The sequence below is a fragment of the Micromonospora sp. M51 genome (genome assembly GCF_018070305.1).
GTDB lineage: Bacteria > Actinomycetota > Actinomycetes > Mycobacteriales > Micromonosporaceae > Micromonospora > Micromonospora parva.
This window is the reverse complement of the sequence record NZ_JAGPXZ010001346.1, coordinates 1-766: the sequence shown is the minus strand read 5'-3', so window position 1 is coordinate 766 and position 766 is coordinate 1. Positions and strand designations below refer to the sequence as shown.

The 766-nt window shown below is 73.8% G+C and carries 1 protein-coding gene; it reads left to right on the top strand.

The annotated features are described in order from the left end of the window. Positions 1–713: AI-2E family transporter (locus tag KBX53_RS34750; protein WP_210864013.1), on the top strand; the 713-nt coding region annotated here is incomplete at its 5' end. Positions 714–766: the final 53 nt, after the last annotated feature.

The window sequence follows — 766 nt, the reverse complement described above, 5'->3', positions numbered from 1 at the left end:
ACGCCAGCGAACACTCCGAGCAGCTGCGCGGCTTCGGCGGGCAGCTGCGCCAACCCGCGGTCGGCGTGCTGCGCGGCGTCGTCGAGTCGATCGCCGGGCTGGTCACTGTCGTCGTGCTCGCGTACCTCATGGTGTTGGAGGCGCCGCGGATCACCGGCGGCCTGCTCGCGGCGGCCGGGGACGGTCAGGGCGAGCGGCTGCGTCGGGTGGGCCGGGAGGTGTCGCGCACCGTCACCGGCTACCTCACCGGGAACCTGCTGATCAGCGTGATCTGCGGGGCGCTGACCTACGCGGTGCTGGCTCTCACCGGCGTGCCCTTCGCAGCCGTGATCGCCCTGCTGGTGGCGGTCGCCGACCTGATACCGCTGGTCGGGGCGACGCTCGGCGCGGTGATCGCGGCCGGTGCCGGTTTCCTGCACTCCCCCACCGCCGGAGTGGTGGTGCTGGTCTTCTTCGTGGTCTACCAACAGGTGGAGAACCACCTGCTCCAGCCGCTCATCCTGTCCCGCGCGGTCCGGCTGAACCCGTTGACCGTGCTGGTCAGCGTGCTGCTCGCGGCGGAACTGGCCGGTCTGCTCGGCGCGCTGCTGGCCATCCCCGCCGCCGGCATCATCCAGACCCTGCTGCGCGAGTACGGCCCGCGCCGGTTGCGGCCCGCCCCGCCGGCCGGTCCGGCCGCACGGCCGGGACGACCGGCCGGCTCCACCGACTGACCGGCGCGGCTACGACGCTCTCCTCCCCGGCGACCGGCCGGGTGACCGCTCTC